General features: G+C 74.3%; 16 protein-coding genes. 4 read left to right on the plus strand and 12 right to left on the minus strand.

What is annotated here, in order from left to right; translation table 11 throughout:
• Positions 1–2: 2 nt before the first annotated feature.
• Genes HLA93_RS09605 through upp form a run of 4 tightly spaced genes read right to left on the minus strand, consistent with a single transcriptional unit; the run spans position 3 to position 2446 of the window.
• Positions 3–488 (minus strand): DUF805 domain-containing protein, encoded by a 486-nt coding sequence (locus HLA93_RS09605; RefSeq protein ID WP_222194155.1) that lies wholly within the window; start codon positions 486–488, stop codon positions 3–5.
• 29 nt (positions 489–517) lie between these two features.
• Complete coding sequence (locus HLA93_RS09610; protein WP_222194156.1) at positions 518–937, minus strand: DUF805 domain-containing protein; 420 nt, start codon at positions 935–937, stop codon at positions 518–520.
• A complete protein-coding gene (locus HLA93_RS09615; protein WP_222194157.1) occupies positions 934–1821 on the minus strand; it encodes a Gfo/Idh/MocA family protein in 888 nt (295 codons plus the stop codon). Before HLA93_RS09615 ends, HLA93_RS09610 begins: the two co-directional genes overlap by 4 nt.
• Position 1822: 1 nt before the next feature.
• Positions 1823–2446 (minus strand): uracil phosphoribosyltransferase, encoded by a 624-nt coding sequence (gene upp / locus HLA93_RS09620; protein ID WP_222194158.1) that lies wholly within the window; start codon positions 2444–2446, stop codon positions 1823–1825.
• A gap of 159 nt (positions 2447–2605) precedes the next feature.
• Here upp and deoC point away from each other — a divergent pair, with 159 nt between their 5' ends.
• The 4 genes from deoC to HLA93_RS09640 all read left to right on the plus strand — a co-directional run bounded on the left by deoC (position 2606) and on the right by HLA93_RS09640 (position 7430).
• A complete protein-coding gene (gene deoC / locus HLA93_RS09625; protein WP_246626152.1) occupies positions 2606–3601 on the plus strand; it encodes a deoxyribose-phosphate aldolase in 996 nt (331 codons plus the stop codon).
• Positions 3601–5040, plus strand: coding sequence for an aldehyde dehydrogenase family protein (locus HLA93_RS09630; RefSeq protein WP_222194160.1), 1440 nt, complete (start codon positions 3601–3603; stop codon positions 5038–5040). The genes deoC and HLA93_RS09630 overlap by 1 nt, the downstream gene beginning before the upstream one ends.
• On the plus strand, positions 5040–5906 hold the full coding sequence (locus HLA93_RS09635; RefSeq protein WP_222194161.1) for an aldehyde dehydrogenase family protein: 867 nt from the start codon (positions 5040–5042) through the stop codon (positions 5904–5906). Before HLA93_RS09630 ends, HLA93_RS09635 begins: the two co-directional genes overlap by 1 nt.
• A gap of 66 nt (positions 5907–5972) precedes the next feature.
• A complete protein-coding gene (locus tag HLA93_RS09640) occupies positions 5973–7430 on the plus strand; it encodes a hypothetical protein (RefSeq protein WP_222194162.1) in 1458 nt (485 codons plus the stop codon).
• Positions 7431–7551: 121 nt separating this feature from the next.
• On the opposite strand, the gene HLA93_RS09645 is transcribed toward HLA93_RS09640, so the two are convergent.
• The 8 genes from HLA93_RS09645 to HLA93_RS09680 all read right to left on the minus strand — a co-directional run bounded on the left by HLA93_RS09645 (position 7552) and on the right by HLA93_RS09680 (position 16487).
• The gene (locus HLA93_RS09645; RefSeq protein WP_246626153.1) at positions 7552–9201 is read right to left on the minus strand and encodes a DEAD/DEAH box helicase; all 1650 of its coding nucleotides are present in this window, start codon (positions 9199–9201) and stop codon (positions 7552–7554) included.
• A 288-nt stretch (positions 9202–9489) separates the two neighbouring features.
• Positions 9490–10575 carry an adenosine deaminase gene (locus HLA93_RS09650; RefSeq protein WP_222194163.1) on the minus strand — a complete coding sequence of 362 codons (1086 nt, stop codon included), beginning with the start codon at positions 10573–10575 and terminating at the stop codon, positions 9490–9492.
• 35 nt (positions 10576–10610) lie between these two features.
• On the minus strand, positions 10611–11426 hold the full coding sequence (locus tag HLA93_RS09655; RefSeq protein ID WP_222194164.1) for an ABC transporter permease: 816 nt from the start codon (positions 11424–11426) through the stop codon (positions 10611–10613).
• Positions 11423–12277: an ABC transporter ATP-binding protein gene (locus HLA93_RS09660; protein ID WP_222194165.1), complete on the minus strand. Its 855-nt coding sequence runs from the start codon at positions 12275–12277 to the stop codon at positions 11423–11425. The genes HLA93_RS09655 and HLA93_RS09660 overlap by 4 nt, the downstream gene beginning before the upstream one ends.
• A 145-nt stretch (positions 12278–12422) precedes the next feature.
• Positions 12423–13706, minus strand: coding sequence for a thymidine phosphorylase (locus HLA93_RS09665; protein ID WP_222194166.1), 1284 nt, complete (start codon positions 13704–13706; stop codon positions 12423–12425).
• Positions 13703–14143, minus strand: a complete 441-nt coding sequence (locus HLA93_RS09670; RefSeq protein ID WP_222194167.1) for a cytidine deaminase — start codon at positions 14141–14143, stop codon at positions 13703–13705. The genes HLA93_RS09665 and HLA93_RS09670 overlap by 4 nt, the downstream gene beginning before the upstream one ends.
• Positions 14143–15417 (minus strand): ABC transporter permease, encoded by a 1275-nt coding sequence (locus HLA93_RS09675; RefSeq protein ID WP_222194168.1) that lies wholly within the window; start codon positions 15415–15417, stop codon positions 14143–14145. The genes HLA93_RS09670 and HLA93_RS09675 overlap by 1 nt, the downstream gene beginning before the upstream one ends.
• Positions 15414–16487, minus strand: a complete 1074-nt coding sequence (locus tag HLA93_RS09680; protein ID WP_246626154.1) for an ABC transporter permease — start codon at positions 16485–16487, stop codon at positions 15414–15416. The genes HLA93_RS09675 and HLA93_RS09680 overlap by 4 nt, the downstream gene beginning before the upstream one ends.
• Positions 16488–16630: the final 143 nt, after the last annotated feature.

Genomic DNA, 16630 nt, shown 5'->3' on the forward strand with positions numbered 1-16630 from the left:
GGTCAGCCCCAGTAGGGCGGCGCGGACGGCGGCGGGGCCGGCGGCCCGGGCGGGGCAGCCGGCGGCAGGGAGTGCGGCCGTGGTGCGGGGGTCTGGTCCCCTCCGGTCGGCGCCACCGTCGTGCCCGGGGCGGGGCCGTAGCGGTTCGGGCCGCCGTCCCCGCGCAGGAAGCCGGTGAGCACGAGCAGGGCCACCGGGCCGACCAGCGGCACCAGCCCGATCAGCAGCCACCAGGCGGCCATCCCGCGGTCGTGCAGCCGGGTGACCCCACCGGAGATCGACGCCGGCAGGGTCAGCAGGCCCGTGGCCGTGACGAGCGGGCCGTAGCCGGTCTGCCCGGTGGCGATCCGCTCGACGTCGCTGTTGCCCAGGGCCACGTCGGCGAACAGGGCCAGCACGCTGAGCAGCGCCAGCGGCAGGGCGTACTGCAGCCACCAGGTGCGCCGGTCGATGCGCCCGCGGCGCACGTACCACTGCCAGAAGCTCACCCCACCAGTGTGCCTGGCGCAGGCACGGGTCAGCGAGGAGGCGGCCCGTACCGGTTGGGCTGGGGCTGGGTGCCGAGCAGGCCGGCGGTGACGAACAGCACCAGCACGCCGAGCGGACCCAGCAGGAGCCACAGCAGCCACCAGGCCGAGTGGTCCCGGTCGTGCAGCCGGGTGACCAGGCCGGCGACGTTCGGCACGACCAGCGCCAGCGCGACGACCGCGGTGACCGGGCCGCCCTGGTCGGGGAAGAACCAGAGGACGTCGGCGACGTCGAGGGCACCTTCCCGGTCCTCGAAGCGCGGGAAGGTGCCCGGGAACCACTGCGCGTCCACGGCCGAGGCCATCAGCCCGAGCAGGGCGATCAGCAGCACGTACCGGACCCACCACTCGCTGCGCCGGATCCGCCCGGTGGGCACGTACCAGCCGAGCAGCCCTCCGCGGCCGGTCATCCCGCGACGGTCTCCCGGCAGCCGGAGCGCAGCGACCGCTGCGCGGCGTCCAGCACCCGGACGACGTCCCGGCCGAACGCGGCGTCGCAGGGGTGCGCCCCACCGGTGAGCGCGGCCGCCTGCAACTCGTCCACGGCCACCGCGTGCGCCTCGACCGCGGTGCCGGACTCGGGCAGCAGCACCAGCCGGCCGGCGTCCCCGTGCACCCAGGTGTCGATCCCGGTGGCCAGCTCGGCCACGGTGGCCGAGACGGTCACCGTGCTCGCCCGGCCCGCGGGGTGGGTGAGCACCAGGTGCACCGTGTCGCCCTGCCCGGCGCCGGCCTGCACCGCGGTGACCGGCCCGAGCGCCGGGACGAGCAGCGACAGCGCGTGCGGGCCGACGTCCCACAGCGCGCCGTGCTGCCGCCGCCACGGGGTGTCGAACGGCCCGCCGGCCAGCCGGCCCAGCCAGGTGACCGCGCCGCCGGCCAGGGTGGTGCGGCCGGCCTGCTCGAGCCAGGTGGAGGTCGCCGTCCGGAAGCGGTTGGTGAAGAACACGACCGAGGCGACGCCGGCGGTCTCGACGGCGGCGACCACCCGGTCGGCGGCCTCGATCGACAGCGCGACCGGCTTCTCCAGCAGCAGGTGCTTGCCGGCCGCGGCGGCGCGCTCGGCCAGCGGTGCCTGCACGTCCGGCGGCAGCGCGAAGCTCACCGCGTCGACGTCGGCCAGCAGCGCGTCGACGTCGTCGGTGCCCGGGACGTCGAACTGCGCCCCGGCCGCCTTGGCCTTGGCCAGGTCCCGGCCCCACACGCCGACCAGCTCGGCGTCCGGGTGTCCGGCCAGGGAGGTGGCGTGCACCTCGGTCGCCCAGTGGCCGGTGCCCAGCACTGCGAACCGCATGTCAGACGGCGCCGAACTGGCGGTCACCGGCGTCGCCCAGGCCCGGCACGATGTAGGCGTTCTCGTTGAGCCGCTCGTCGATGCTGGCGGTGAACACCCGCAGCGGCAGCCCGCTCTCCTCCAGCCGCTGCAGCCCCTCCGGGGCGGCGAGTGCGCAGAGCACGGTGATGTCGGTACAGCCGCGGTCGGTGAGCAGCGTGCAGCAGTGCACCAGCGAGCCGCCGGTGGCCAGCATCGGGTCCAGCACGAACACCTGGCGGCCGACGAGCGACTCGGGCAGCGAGGCCATGTAGGCCTCTGGCTGGAAGGTGACCTCGTTGCGGGCCAGCCCGACGAAGCCCATCTGCGACTCCGGCAGCATGCCGTGAGCGGTGTCGGCCATGCCCAGGCCGGCGCGCAGCACCGGCACGATCAGCGGCGGCGCGGCCAGCCGGTAGCCGGTGGTCTCGGTGACCGGCGTGGTGATCGGCTCCTCGGCGACCGCGAGATCGCGGCTGGCCTCGTAGACCAGCATCTGGGTGAGCTCCCGCAACGCGGCCCGGAAGGCGGCGTTGTCGGTGCGCTCGTCGCGCATCCGCGACAGGCGGGCGCGGGCGATCGGGTGGTCGACGACGGTCAGCTGCACGGCGCACACGGTAACGGCCGCCGTCGACCGGTCAGGAGCGGAGCCGGACGGCGGCCTCGGGTGCACCCGCGCCGGTCAGCGGCGACCAGGAGTGCACCGTCGGGCCGACGGGGGCGGGCGGGAGCCGACGTCCCGGCGTTGCAGTGGAGAATGCGGCGCATGACCCACGTGCTGGACCCGAGCGCGCTGACCGGCGGAGGCAGCCTCACCGGCGCCCTGCCGGACCCGTTCGCCGACGTGACCCGCTCGAACGACGCCTTCCGTGCCTTCCTGCACGGCCTGCCCGGCGTCGACCAGGTCGGCGCTCAGGCCCGGGTGACCCAGCTGGGCACCCGGTCGATCAAGAGCACCGCGAAGGCCTGGGCGATCGACACGGCCATCTCGATGGTCGACCTGACCACGCTGGAGGGCTCGGACACCCCGGGCAAGGTGCGCAGCCTGGCCGCGAAGGCCCGCCGCCCCGACCCGGAGGACCCGAGCTGCCCCGCGGTCGCCGCGGTCTGCGTCTACGGCGACCTGGCCGGCGTGGCCAAGGAGGCGCTGGCCGGCACCGGGATCAACGTCGCCGCGGTGGCCACCGCGTTCCCCAGCGGCCGGGCCAGCCGCGAGGTCAAGCTCGCCGACGTCCGGGACGCCGTCGCGGACGGCGCCGACGAGATCGACATGGTCATCGACCGTGGCGCGTTCCTGACCGGCCGCTACCTCGACGTGTTCGAGGAGATCGTCGCGGTGAAGGAGGCCTGCGGGCCGGCCCACCTCAAGGTGATCCTGGAGACCGGCGAGCTGGTCACCCTCGACGCCGTCCGCCGCGCCTCCTGGCTGGCGATGCTGGCCGGTGGCGACTTCATCAAGACCTCCACCGGCAAGGTCTCCCCCGCCGCCACCCTGCCGGTCTGCCTGGTGATGCTGGAGGCCGTGCGCGACTTCCGCGCCGCCACCGGCCGCCAGGTCGGCGTCAAGCCCGCCGGCGGCATCCGGACGACGAAGGACGCCGTCAAGCACCTGGTGCTGGTCAACGAGACCGCCGGGGCCGACTGGCTGACCCCCGACTGGTTCCGCTTCGGCGCCTCCAGCCTGCTCAACGACCTGCTCCTGCAGCGCCAGAAGCTCCGCACCGGCCACTACTCCGGCCCCGACCACGTGAGCGTCGACTGATGACCATGTTCGAGTACGCGCCCGCCCCCGAGTCACGGTCGATCGTCGACATCCGCCCCAGCTACGGGCTGTTCGTCGACGGTGAGTTCACCGACGGCACCGGCACACCGCTGAAGACGGTCAACCCGGCCACCGAGGAGGTGCTCAGCGAGGTCGCCGTCGGCACCGACGCCGACGTCGACCGTGCCGTGCGCGCCGCACGCCGGGCATTCGTCAAGACCTGGGGCCCGATGCGCCCGGCCGACCGCGGCAAGTACCTGTTCCGCATCGCCCGGCTGCTGCAGGAGCGGGCCCGGGAGTTCGCCGTCCTGGAGACGCTGGACAACGGCAAGCCGATCCGGGAGAGCCGGGACGTCGACGTCCCGCTGGCCGCGGCGCACTTCTTCTACCACGCAGGCTGGGCCGACAAGCTCGAGCACGCGGGCCTCGGCCCGGCCCCGCGCCCACTGGGTGTGGCCGGTCAGGTCATCCCGTGGAACTTCCCGTTGCTGATGCTGGCGTGGAAGGTCGCCCCGGCGCTGGCCACCGGCAACACCGTCGTCCTCAAGCCGGCCGAGACCACGCCGCTGACCGCGCTGCTGTTCGCCGAGGTCTGCCAGCAGGCCGACCTGCCCCCGGGTGTGGTGAACATCGTGACCGGCGCCGGCGAGACCGGCCGCGCGGTGATCAGCCACCCGGACGTGGACAAGGTGGCCTTCACCGGCTCGACCGAGGTGGGCCGCTCGATCGCCCGCGCGGTCGCCGGCACCGAGAAGCGGCTGACCCTGGAGCTGGGTGGCAAGGCGGCGAACATCGTCTTCGACGACGCACCCGTGGACCAGGCCGTCGAGGGCATCGTCCGCGGCATCTTCTTCAACCAGGGCCACGTCTGCTGCGCAGGCTCCCGGCTGCTGGTGCAGGAGTCGGTGCACGACGACGTCGTGGCCGCGCTGCAGCGGCGGATCGGCACCCTGCGGGTCGGTGACCCGATGGACAAGAACACCGACCTGGGTGCGATCAACTCCCACGCGCAGCTGGAGCGGATCCGCGAGCTGGCCGCGTACGGGGAGACCGAGGGGGCCACCTGCTGGCAGCCCGAGGGCGACCTGCCCGACCGCGGCTTCTGGTTCAAGCCGACCGTCTTCACCGACGTCTCCCCCGCCCACCGGATCGCCCGGGACGAGGTGTTCGGCCCGGTGCTGTCGGTGATGACCTTCCGGACGCCGGACGAGGCGGTCGCGAAGGCCAACAACACCACCTACGGGCTGTCCGCCGGCATCTGGTCGGAGAAGGGCTCCCGGATCCTGCAGGTCACCGACCAGCTGCGCGCCGGCGTGGTCTGGGCCAACACCTTCAACGAGTTCGACCCGACCTCGCCGTTCGGCGGCTACAAGCAGTCCGGCTACGGCCGCGAGGGCGGCCGGCAGGGGCTGGCCGCCTACCTGAGGAGCGACTCCTGATGAGCGACCGGCTGCCGGTGCGCAAGACCTACAAGCTCTACCTGGGCGGGGCGTTCCCCCGCTCGGAGTCCGGGCGCACCTACGAGGTGCACGACGCCAAGGGGCACTTCGTGGCCAACGCCGCCTGGGCCTCCCGCAAGGACGGCCGGGACGCCGTGGTCGCCGCCCGCGGCGCGTTCGCGAAGTGGTCGGGTGCCACCGCCTACAACCGTGGCCAGGTGCTCTACCGGGTCGCCGAGGTGATGGAGGGCCGCGCCGCCCAGTTCACCGAGGAGGTGGCCGCCGGCGAGGGGCTGTCCACCGGCCGGGCACGCGCCGCGGTGGACGCCGCGATCGACCGGTGGGTCTGGTACGCCGGGTGGACCGACAAGCTCGCCGCGGTGCTGGGCAGCACGAACCCCGTCGCCGGGCCCTACTTCGGCTTCTCGGTGCCCGAGCCCACCGGCGTGGTCGCCGTCCTGGCCCCGCAGCGGTCGAGTCTGCTCGGCCTGGTCAGCGTGCTGGCCCCGGTGCTGGCCGCGGGCAACACCGCCGTGGTGGTCAGCTCCAAGGAGCGCCCGCTGCCGGCGATCACCCTCGGCGAGGTGCTGGCCACCTCCGACGTCCCGGGCGGGGTGGTCAACCTGCTCACCGGGGACGCCGCGGAGATCGGCCCGTGGCTGGCCGAGCACGCCGACGTCGACGCGATCGACCTGGCCGGCGCCCCGGCGCCGCTGGCGATGGAGCTGGAGCGGTCCGCCGCGGGCACGGTCAAGCGCGTGCTGCGCGCGCCGGCCGACGAGCCGGACTGGTCGGCCGACCCGGGCCTCTCTCGGCTGCGCCCGTTCCTGGAGACCAAGAGCGTCTGGCACCCGATCGGCGTGTAGCGGAACCGGACCGGCCACAGTCATACCGGCCTGCGGGGACACCGCCCCACCGGGCAGGATGGACGGGTGTCCAGGCCCAGCATCGTCCCCATCGCCCTGACCCTCGACGACCGCACGGGCTACACGCTCTGGGCGCCGCCGTGGGAGGAGGACGGCGAGGAGTGGCAGGCGTTCCTCGGCAGCACCGTCGACCTGCCGGCCGACATCAACGACGACGACCCCGAGGCTCCCGGGCCGATGGCCGTCGTGCACCTGTTCCCCTCCCCCGCCGCGCTGGCCGCGTTCTGCCGCACCGCCACCGACCACGACCTGGTCGACCACCCGGTCTGGCCGGTGGTGTCGACGCTGGGCGCCGCCGACCTCACCCCGGACGAGGACCACCGCTTCGACCTCGACGGCGTCTACGACGTGGTCGCCGAGAACCCCGACCGCTGGGCGGTCGACGAGCTCGCCGCGGTGGTCGACATGGTGGGGCGGCTGGCCGAGTGCTGCGACACCGCCGGTGACGACGAGGACGACGAGGACGACGAGGACGACGACGAGACCGGCTTCGAGGCGGTCGCCGAACTGGTCGCCAAGCCGGAGGTCGCCGCCCTCGGCCTGGGCATCGACGCGTTCCTGGGCCGGACCGGTGAGGAGAGCTGGGCACGGCTGGGCACCGCGATCGACGAGCTGTGGGAGGACGTCCTCGAGGAGCTCGACGAGCACCTGGACTGGACCGGCGCCGGCACCGTCTCCGGGGACGCCTACCCGTCGGCCGCCGAGGAGGCCGAGGCCCGCGCCGCCGAGCCCGAGGACCTCGACGACCTCGCCGAGGACGACGACGAGGACGACGACGCCCCGGTGGCGCGACCGGCCGCCGGCTCCACCGCGGCAGCGCCGGCCCAGGCGGCCACCGCCGGGGTGCGCGCCGTGCACGGCAGCAGCCGGCTGACCGCCAGCCCCGCCGCGGTCGCCGCGGCCCAGGAGTTCTGGGAGGCGGTCGGCATCCTGCCGGTCGAGGTCGTCGTCCCCGGGGGCTCGGGGCTCACCCTGCGCTGCTACGTCGAGGACCGCGCCCGGTTCCTGGGCCGCGAGGGGCAGGTGTTCGTCTTCCCCACGCCGGTCGACCTGGCCCGCTTCTGCGCCGGCGACGAGCCGCACGACCTCACCGAGATCGCCTCCTGGCCCGAGGTCGCCGACACCGACACCCTGCCGCTGCCCGCCGACCAGGACCGCTACGACCTGACCGCGCTCACCGAGGTGCTCGCCGAGGTCGCCCGCGGCGCGGGCGGGCTGGCCACGCACCAGGCGCTGGTGCAGCCCGCCGAGGGTGTGTTGGACCTCGCCGAGTACGCCGGGCTGCCCCGGGTGCAGCAGCTGCTGGGCCCCGCCGCGGCGCTGGGCCGGGCCGTCGCGCGTGGCGAGTCCGAGCCGACCGCCCCGCTGGCCGCCGAGGAGGCGCCGGCGCTCGCCGCCGCCTGGGACGACGTGGTCGAGGACGTCGGCACCTGTCTGGTCTTCCGCAGCGACGTCACCCACTGACGAGCGGTCCCGCTGCCCCGGCGCTCGCACGGGGCAGCGTGACCAACGGCAACGGCCGGCCCCCGCAGTGCGGGAGCCGGCCGTTGCCGTTGCTCACCCGTCCGTCAGGACGGGTGGGACCTCAGTACGAGCGGGCCGGGCGCGGGGGCCGGCCGCCGGAGCGGTGCCCCTCGCTCGAGCCGCGGTAGCCACCGGTGCGCCGGTCGCCGCCACCGGAACGATCCCGATCGCCGTAGGAGCGCTCGCCCGAGGGGCGGTCTCCGTACGAGCGGTCGCGGTCGCCGGAGGGGCGGCCACCGGCACTGCGATCCCGATCGCCGTAGGAGCGCTCGCCCGAGGGGCGGTCTCCGTACGTGCGCTCGCGGTCGCCGGAGGGACGGCGCGGGCCACCGCGGTAGCCGCCGGGACGCTCACCGGAGGGACGACGCCCGCCCGCGCCGCCGGCCGGACGGCGCGACTCGCGCACCGGCCGGACGATCGGCTCGACGAACGTGCCACCGGCGACGAGGTCGGCGATCGCGGCGTCGCCCGGACGGATCCGGGTGACCTGCGGGTCGACCTTGGCCTGGCGGAAGCGTCGCTTGGACTGACCCACCTGGTCGGGCAGCAGCAGGGAGACCACGACACCCGCGGCACCGGCGCGCGCGGTGCGGCCGGAGCGGTGCAGGTAGGTCTTGTGGTCTGCCGGCGGGTCGTAGTGCAGGACCAGCGAGACGTCGTCGACGTGGATGCCACGCGCGGCGACGTCGGTGGCCACCAGCACCGGGCTGCGGGCGTCGGTGAACGCCTCCAGCGCCCGACGGCGGGCCGCCTGCGGCAGCCCACCGTGGATGGGCTCGGCGTTGATGCCGACGTGCTTCAGGTTGTCGGCCAGCCGGTCGGCGCCGTGCTGGGTGCGCACGAAGATGATGATCCGGCCCGGACGGGCGGCCATCGCCTCGGTGACCTTCAGCTTGTCCGGGAAGGACACGCTGTAGGCCAGGTGCTCGGCCTTGGGGCCGTTGTCCTCGGCCTTGACGACCTCGTGCCGGGCCGGGTCCTTGAGGTAGCGGCGGACCAGGGTGTCGACCTCGCCGTCCAGGGTGGCCGAGAACAGCAGCCGCTGGCCGTCGTTCCGGGTCTGGTCGAGCAGCTCCTTGACCACCGGGAGGAAGCCGAGGTCGGACATGAAGTCCGCCTCGTCGATCACCGAGACGACGACCTCGGACAGCGTGGTCTCGCCCTGGTTGATCAGGTCCTGCAGGCGACCGGGGGTGGCGATGAGCACGTCCACGCCGCGGCGGAGCTGCTGGATCTGGCGGTACATCGAGGCGCCGCCGTAGACCGCGGCCAGCTGGACGCCGATCGACTGGCCGAGAGGGGCCAGGTTGTCGTGCACCTGCTGGGCCAGCTCGCGGGTCGGGACCAGGATGAGCCCGCGCGGTGCGCGGCGACCCTGACCCGGCTCGGCACCGAGACGGGAGAGCAGCGGCAGGCCGAAGGCCAGCGTCTTCCCCGAGCCGGTGGCGGCCTTGCCGAGCACGTCGCGCCCGGCGAGGGCGTCCGGCAGGGCGGAGGTCTGGATGGCGAACGGGTGGCGAATGCCCTTGCGCTCGAGCGCGGTCACCAGCGGCTGGGGCAGGCCCAGCTGGGCGAAGGTCGGGCCGGTGGGCTCGGGAGCGACCTCGACCGCGGGGGCCTCGGCTGCGGGCGTGTCGAGGACGGCGGTCGCGACCGCGGCGTCCTGGTCGTTCTGGGTGTTCTGGGTGTCGACAGAGTCGAACGAGGACAAGCGGGAACTCCGATACAGATCGGTGCGCGTCCCGTGATGATGCTGATCGCCGGGGGTCCCGGCGTCCACACTGGTGATCGCGGCCGTCTTCTGTGACGCGTGATCTGCACGGATGCGCTGTGCCCGGACAGGACCGTCCGGGAGGATGACCGGCACGCGCCGGCACGATCAGGTTAGCAGCGCCGCGCCCGGATTGATTCCCGAGTGGTCAGGCCCACGTGCGGGGACCCGCCGCGAGCCTGCGAGCGGTGGGGGGCAAGGAGTCCTCCAACCGCTCGCCCGGGTGGCTCAGCGGCCGGCGCGGAGGGCGTCGTAGGCCGGGCGGACGACCTCGGTGGCGATCCGGGCCCGCACCGCATCGTCGGCGAAGCCGGCCCGCAGTGCCCGCTCGGTCACCGTCTGCACGTCGTCCCAGGTCCACCCGAAGGCGCGCACCACGTCGGTGACCTCGCTGGTCGCCGACACCCCGCTCATCAGCCGGTTGTCGGTGTTCAGCGTCACGGCGAAGCCGGCCCGGTGCAGCCGGTCGACGGGGTGGCCGGCGAGCGAGGGGTAGGCGCCGGTCTGCACGTTGGACGACGGTGCGACCTCCAGCACCACCTGCTCGTCGCGCACCCGCTCGGCCAGCTCCCCCAGCGGCCCGTCGACCGGCACCTCGTCGGCGATCCGCACCCCGTGGCCCAGCCGCTCGGCCCCGGCGCCGTCCAGCGCGGCGCGGATGGAGGCGATGCCGGCGGCCTCACCGGCGTGGATCGTGCGGTGCGCCTCGGCCCGGTCGAGCAGCTCGATGGCGGCCGGGATGCGGTCCGGCGGGAAGCCGTCCTCCGGCCCGGCCAGGTCGAAGCCGACCACCCCGGCGTCCCGGTGGCGCACCACCTGCTCGGCCACCTCGACCCAGCGGTCGGCCTGGCGCATCGCGCACAGCAGCGTGCCGACGACGATCGGGTGGCCGGCGGCCGCGGCCTCCCGGGTGCCCTGGGCGTAGCCGTCGAGCATCGCCTCGACGACGTCGTCCAGCGACATCCCGCCGGCGGCGAGCAGCTCCGGCGCCATCCGCACCTCGGCGTAGACGACGCCGTCGGCGGCGAGGTCCAGCGCGCACTCCCGGGCCACCCGCTGCACCGCCTCCGGCCGCTGCATCACCCCCACCGTGTGCGCGAACGTCTCCAGGTAGCGGACCAGCGACCCGGAGTCGGCGGACTCCCGGAACCAGCGCCCCAGCGCCGCCGGCTCGTCGGCCGGCAGCTGCCGGTACCCGGCCTCCTCGGCCAGCTCGAGGACCGTCTGCGGCCGCAGCCCGCCGTCCAGGTGGTCGTGCAGCAGCACCTTCGGCGCGCGGGCGAGGGTCTCGACGTCCAGAGGCGCGGCGGGCATCCCCGCACGCTACCGGCGCGGTCCGCGGCGGCTGCTCAGCGGTCGACGCGGTCCTGCCAGCGGAAGGTGCGGACGCACAGCAGCAGGCCGATCACGCACCAGGCGGCCAGCACCAGCGCGACCCGGCCCAGCTCCCAGCTGCCGGCGGGCTCCTGGGCGGCCAGGGCGTCGGGCAGGAAGACCGAGCGCAGCCCCTGCGCCATCCACTTGAGCGGGAACACCGCGGCGACCGTCTGCAGCCAGGTCGGCACCTCGCTGAACTGGAAGAACACCCCGGAGATGAACTGCAGGACGAGCGCCACCGGGGTGACGGTCGCCGAGGCCGAGCGGCCGTTGCGGGCCAGGCTCGAGATGGCGATGCCCAGCAGCGTGCAGGCCGCCGAGCCCAGGGCCGCGACCCAGGCGAAGGTCAGCCAGCCGGGGCCCGAGGGCAGGTCGATGTCGTAGAACACCGCGCCGATCGCCAGCAGGATGGCCACGATCGCCACCGTGACGACGAAGACCTGCACGACCTTGCCGACGAAGTAGGCGCTCTTGGGCATGGGCGTGCCGGCCAGCCCCTTGAGCGTGCCGTCGCTGCGCTCGGTGGCGATGCCGATCGCCATGTTCTGCAGGCTCGCGCCGAGGATGCCGGCCGCGATCACCCCGGCCATGAAGTACTGGGTGAAGCTGACCCCGCTGCCCAGGTCGTAGTCCAGCACGGCGCCGAACACCAGCAGCAGGATCACCGGGAAGAACAGCGTGAAGACGACGGACTCGCGCTGCCGGAAGAACTCCTTGAGCTCCACCCCGGCCCGGGTCCGGCAGACCCGGGCGATCGACGGGAGCGGGCGCACGGTGACGGCGGTCATGCCGGGTCTCCGATCATGCGCAGGTAGACGTCCTCCAGGGTGGGCCGGGCGACCGCGAGGTCGGGCACCTCCCCGGGGAACCGGGCGGCGAGCGCGGCGACGAAGGCGGTCGGGGTGGCGGTCTCGGCGGTGCGCCGGGCGCCGTCCTCGCTCCAGGAGACCACCGCGGGCGCCTGCCCGCGGCCACCCAGCGCGGACGGGACGGCCACCTCGACCAGCCGGCCGCGGGTGATGACCCCGACCCGGTCGGCCAGCTCCTCGGCCTCGTCCAGGTAGTGCGTGGTGAGCAGCATGGTGGTGCCCAGGTCCCGCAGCGAGCGGATCAGCGACCAGAACTGGCGGCGGGCCTCCGGGTCGAAGCCGGTGGTCGGCTCGTCGAGGAAGAGCAGCCGGGGGCGGCCGACGATGCCCAGGGCGACGTCCAGCCGGCGACGCTGCCCACCGGAGAGGGTGCGGCCCCGGGAGCCGGCCTTCTCGGTGAGGCCGACCAGCTCCAGCACCTCGGCCGGGTCGCGCGGGTCGGGGTAGTACGCGGCCTGGGCGCGCAGCAGCTCCAGGCAGGTCAGCTGGCTGTCCCCGGCGCCGGACTGCAGCACGATGCCCAGGTCGGCCTTCCAGCTCCGTCCGCCGTCCGCCGGGTCGACGCCGAGCACCCGCACGTCGCCACCGTCCCGCTGCCGGTAGCCCTCGAGCACCTCGACGGTGGTGGTCTTGCCGGCGCCGTTGGGGCCGAGCAGGGCGAAGATCTCCCCGCGCCGGATGTCGAGGTCCAGGCCGTCGACGGCGTTGCGGTCGCCGTAGCGCTTGACCAGCCCGCGCACCGAGATCGCGGCGTCCGGGTCCAGTTCCATCGGCCGCCTCTCGGGTCCCGCCGCGAGCCTGCGAGTGGTGGGGAGGAGGCGGTCCTTCTGCACGAGCGGTCAGTGTCCTCCACCCACCTGTGCGCCCGCGCCACCCCTCCCCCGGCGATCACGGCCAGGAGGAGGCGGGCGGGGATCAGGCGGTGATGCGGTCCAGGAGCAGCGGGAGGGGCTGGTCGGCGGTGTCGATGCCGATGGCGCCCTCCAGGGCCTCCAGGGCGCGGGGGATGCGGGCGACGTCGTCGGTCTGCAGCTCGAGCAGCGGCTGACCGGCGGTCACCTGCTCCCCCACGCCCGCGGTCCAGACGACCCCGGCCGCGGCGGACACCGGGTCCTCCTTGCGGGCCCGGCCGGCGCCCAGCCGCCAGGCGGCCACGCCGAGGGCGTAGGCGTCCAGCCGGGTCAGCGTGCCGCTGGCCGGCGCGGTCACCACGTGCCGCTCGGCCGGCTGCGGCAGCGGTGCGTCCGGGTCACCGCCCTGGGCGCGGATCATCCGGCGCCAGACGTCCATCGCCCGGCCGTCGGCCAGGGCGTCGGCGGGGTCGACGTCGTCCCGGCCCACGCCGGCCAGCATCTCCCGGGCCAGCGCCAGGGTCAGTTCCACGACGTCGGCCGGACCGCCACCGGCCAGCACCTCCACCGACTCGGCCACCTCGACGCCGTTGCCGGCGCTGCGGCCCAGCGGGCGGTCCATCGCGGTCACCAGTGCGACGGTGTTGACCCCGGCCGCCTCGCCCAGTCCGACCATGGTGCGGGCCAGCGTGCGGGCGTCGTCCGGGTCGCGCATGAACGCGCCCGAGCCGGTCTTGACGTCCAGCACCAGCGCGTCGGCGCCCTCGGCGATCTTCTTGCTCATGATCGAGCTGGCGATCAGCGGGATCGACTCGACCGTGCCGGTGACGTCGCGCAGCGCGTAGAGCACCTTGTCCGCCGGGGCGAGGTCGGCACCGGCGGCACAGATGACCGCTCCCACCTCGCGCAGCTGCTCGAGGTAGGCCTCCTCGTGCACGTCGGCGCGCCAGCCGGGGACCGCCTCCAGCTTGTCCAGCGTGCCGCCGGTGTGCCCCAGACCGCGGCCGGACAGCTGCGGTACGGCGACGCCGCAGGCGGCCACCAGGGGGGCCAGCGGCAGGGTGATCTTGTCGCCGACGCCGCCGGTGGAGTGCTTGTCCGCGGTCGGCCGGCCCAGCGAGGAGAGGTCCTTGCGGACGCCGGAGTCGATCATCGCCTGGGTCCACACAGCGAGCTCGTCACCGGACATCCCGCGGAAGAACACGGCCATGAGCAGCGCGCTCATCTGCTCGTCGGGCACCACGCGGTCGGTGTAGGCGCGGATCACCCAGCGGATCTGGTCGGCGGTCAGCGTCCGGCCGTCGCGCTTGGCGCGGATGACGTCGATCGCGTCGAAGGGCTGCGTCATGCTCGCTCGGCCGCCTCGACCGCGCCGCCGGCAGAGCGCGTGGCGGCAGCCGTGAGGTCGTCGGGCCCGAACGCGTCGGGCAGCACCTCGCTCATCGGCACGATGCCCAGCGACACCGTCTCGATGAGCATGTCGCGGCCCCCGTGCTCCCAGAGCAGCTGCCGGCAGCGCCCGCAGGGCATCAGCGGCTGCCCGTCGCCGCCGACGCAGGCCACCGCGACCAGCCGGCCGCCGCCGGTGCGGGCCAGGTCGCTGACCATGCCGCACTCGGCGCACAGCCCCAGGCCGTAGGAGGCGTTCTCCACGTTGCAGCCGGTGACCACCCGGCCGTCGTCCACCAGGCCGGCGACCCCCACCGGGAACTGCGAGTACGGCGCGTAGGCGTGGGTCATGGCCTCGCGGGCCCGGGTGCGCAGCGCGTCCCAGTCGACGTCCATCAGTGCTCTCCTCGTCGGTAGACCAGACCGTCGGCCTTCGGCATCCGCAGCCGTTGCGAGGCCAGCGAGAGCACCAGCAGCGTGGTCAGGTGCGGGGTGAAGGAGACGATGCCCTCGGGCAGCTCGTCGACGGTGAGGAACCCGGCCAGCGCCGCGGCGGCGAAGGCCGCGGCGATCACCGACTGCACGTACCGGCGCCGGACGGCCTGCCAGATGGCCACGCCGGCCAGCAGCACGGCGATCAGGAGCAGCAGGGCGACGACGGCGGTGGGGCTGCGCAGCTGGAGGGCGTCGGAGAACCCGAACAGCCCCGCGCCCGCGGCCAGCCCACCGGGCCGCCAGTTGCCGAAGATCAGCGCGGCCAGGCCGATGAAGCCGCGGCCGCCGGTCTGGCCCTCGCGGTAGATGTTGGCGACGAATACCAGGAAGACGCCACCGAGCCCGGCGAGCGCGCCGGAGATGATCACGGCGACGTACTTGAGCCGGTAGACCGGCACGCCGAGGGAGTCCGCGGCCGCCGGGTTCTCCCCGCAGGAGCGCAGCCGGAGGCCGAACGCCGTGCGCCACAGCAGCAGGTAGGTGGCGGGGACGAGCAGCACCGCGAGCACGGTGAGCACCCCGACGCCGCTGGTGAAGCCGCGCAGGATGCCGGCGACGTCGGAGACCAGGAACCAGTGCTGCTGCTCGAGGTCACCCAGCAGGTCCGGCCCCGAGGACAGCACCGGCAGCGAGAAGCTCGGCGGCCGGTTCGACAGCGCCGGCGACTGGGTCACCCCGCCGCCGGCCGGGTTGTCGCTGAAGAACAGCTCGGAGAGGAACCGGACGACGCCGCCGGCCAGGATGTTGATCGCCACACCGGAGACGACGTGGTCGACCCCGAAGGTGACCGTGGCGATGGCGTGCAGCAGGCCGCCCACCGCGCCGAAGACCGCGCCACCGATCAGCGCGCCGGCCCAGCCCCACTGGTAGCCGGCCCAGCCGGCCCCCCAGGTGCCGAGGATCATCATCCCCTCGAGGCCGATGTTGACCACGCCGGCCCGCTCGGAGAAGAGACCACCGAGGGCGACCAGCCCCAGCGGGACGGCGAGCAGCAGTGCGGCGGAGAACGTCGAGGACGACGTCAGCGCCTGCTCACCGGAGATGACCCGGACCGCCGAGACCAGCACGAGCAGCCCGACCAGCAGCCAGGTGATCCGGCGCGCCCGGCCGCCGCCGAGCAGCAGCTCGGTGACCGGCCCCCGGCTCGGGGCAGAGGTGGTCGTCGCGGTGCTCACTGCTGGCCTCCTCGGGTGCCGTCGGCGGCGCCGCTGCGCACGCCCGGTCCGGTGCCGGTGCCGACAGCGGCGCCGGGGTCCGGCGGCGGGCCGCCGGGGCCCTGGCCGCCGTCCGTGCTGCCGTCGCCGGAGGTCGGCGGGGCGGACTGGACGCCGCCGCGCTCGGCCTGCCGCCGGGTGATCCGGCGGGCGATCTCGTTGGCGACGACGACGGCCAGCACGATGGTGCCCTGGATGATCGTGACGACCGAGGCGGGGATGCCCTCGAACTGCAGCGGGATCGCGGCGCGGTCCAGGAAGCCGAACAGCAGCGCACCCAGTGCGATGCCGACGGGTGAGTTGCGCCCCAGCAGCGCCACCGCGATGCCGAGGAAGCCCAGCCCGGTGGTGAACTCGGTGCCGTAGTGGTGCGAGCTGCCCAGCAGGTCGGGCAGGCCGATCAGCCCGGCGACCGCGCCGGAGATGAGCATCGTCTTGATCACCATGCCGCGGGCGTCCACCCCGCTGGCCGTCGCCGCCGACGGCGACATGCCGGTCGCCCGCAGGTCGAAGCCGAAGCGGGTCCGCTTCACCAGCACCGCGATCACGATCCCGGCGACGGCCGCCACCAGCAGGAAGCCGTACAGCTCCGAGCGCGGCTCGGCCAGGCCCAGCGCACCGAAGACGCCGTTGAGCCCGGGGAACCAGCCGGACTCGGGGATGTCCGCGGTGGTGATGATCGACGCGCCCGGCTCGCTGCCCCGCAGCGGCCCGGTGAGCAGGAAGGACGCCAGCCCCAGCGCGATGAAGTTGAGCATGATCGAGCTGATCACCTCGCTCACGCCCCGGGTGACCTTCAGGACGGCGACGATCCCGGCCCAGAAGGCGCCCACCAGCATCGCGACCACGATGATCAGCAGCACGTGCAGCGGGGCCGGCAGCGCGACGGCGGCACCGGCCGCGGCCGACAGGATGGTGGCGAGCCGGTACTGGCCCTCCACGCCGCTGTTGGACAGCCCCATCCGGAAGGCCACCGAGACGGCCAGGCCGGCGAGGAACAGCGGCACGGCCCGGTTGAGGATCACGACCATGGCCTGGGTCTGCTGCGACGGGCTGTCCCCGACAGTCGAGCATGACCTCGACCGCGCGGAGCGGGTTCTCCCCGATCAGCACGATGACCAGTGCGGAGATGGCCAGCGCGACGACGATGGCCAGCACCGGCGCCAGCAGCGCG

This window comes from Modestobacter italicus (assembly GCF_019799965.1).
GTDB classification, from domain to species: domain Bacteria; phylum Actinomycetota; class Actinomycetes; order Mycobacteriales; family Geodermatophilaceae; genus Modestobacter; species Modestobacter italicus_A.

What these genes read in the sequence shown, in the direction of transcription:
- HLA93_RS09610 (WP_222194156.1), bottom strand. Translation starts at nt 937, where the DNA reads ATGACCGGCCGCGGAGGGCTGCTCGGCTGGTACGTGCCCACCGGGCGG.
- HLA93_RS09615 (WP_222194157.1), bottom strand. Translation starts at nt 1,821, where the DNA reads ATGCGGTTCGCAGTGCTGGGCACCGGCCACTGGGCGACCGAGGTGCAC.
- deoC (WP_246626152.1), top strand. Translation starts at nt 2,606, where the DNA reads ATGACCCACGTGCTGGACCCGAGCGCGCTGACCGGCGGAGGCAGCCTC.
- HLA93_RS09630 (WP_222194160.1), top strand. Translation starts at nt 3,601, where the DNA reads ATGACCATGTTCGAGTACGCGCCCGCCCCCGAGTCACGGTCGATCGTC.
- HLA93_RS09635 (WP_222194161.1), top strand. Translation starts at nt 5,040, where the DNA reads ATGAGCGACCGGCTGCCGGTGCGCAAGACCTACAAGCTCTACCTGGGC.
- HLA93_RS09650 (WP_222194163.1), bottom strand. Translation starts at nt 10,575, where the DNA reads ATGCCCGCCGCGCCTCTGGACGTCGAGACCCTCGCCCGCGCGCCGAAG.
- HLA93_RS09655 (WP_222194164.1), bottom strand. Translation starts at nt 11,426, where the DNA reads ATGACCGCCGTCACCGTGCGCCCGCTCCCGTCGATCGCCCGGGTCTGC.
- HLA93_RS09660 (WP_222194165.1), bottom strand. Translation starts at nt 12,277, where the DNA reads ATGGAACTGGACCCGGACGCCGCGATCTCGGTGCGCGGGCTGGTCAAG.
- HLA93_RS09665 (WP_222194166.1), bottom strand. Translation starts at nt 13,706, where the DNA reads ATGACGCAGCCCTTCGACGCGATCGACGTCATCCGCGCCAAGCGCGAC.
- HLA93_RS09670 (WP_222194167.1), bottom strand. Translation starts at nt 14,143, where the DNA reads ATGGACGTCGACTGGGACGCGCTGCGCACCCGGGCCCGCGAGGCCATG.
- HLA93_RS09680 (WP_246626154.1), bottom strand. Translation starts at nt 16,487, where the DNA reads ATGGTCGTGATCCTCAACCGGGCCGTGCCGCTGTTCCTCGCCGGCCTG.